We start from the raw sequence: 236 nt of genomic DNA, 5'->3' as shown, positions 1-236 counted from the left end.
GGTCAGCGCAGCAAGTGCGCAGACCTACTGAACAGTTACCAAATTTTTTAGAATATCAGTTCTTTGATTTTTCCAAGTTCGCAGGTTTCACCGAAAATACTGTTTAATGCAATGCAGAGGTTGTATGCCAATACTTTATTAACCAAACGGGTGCATAAGCCCTGAAAGCTTTTGGCAAGTACTCTTTCTGCATTTAACTGACCGCTTAACTGTGAAAAGACAGTTTCTACCCGTCT

General features: G+C 40.7%; 1 pseudogene. It reads right to left on the bottom strand.

The annotated features are described in order from the left end of the window. Positions 1–47: 47 nt before the first annotated feature. Positions 48–236: pseudogene (locus tag DW826_RS18815) on the bottom strand (IS982 family transposase); the annotation flags it as partial.

Origin of the sequence: Clostridium sp. AM34-11AC, from assembly GCF_003435375.1 — a bacterium.
GTDB lineage: Bacteria > Bacillota > Clostridia > Lachnospirales > Lachnospiraceae > Pilosibacter > Pilosibacter fragilis.
The sequence above is the reverse complement of the archived record's forward strand: the minus strand, read 5'-3'. Positions and strand labels throughout refer to the sequence as shown.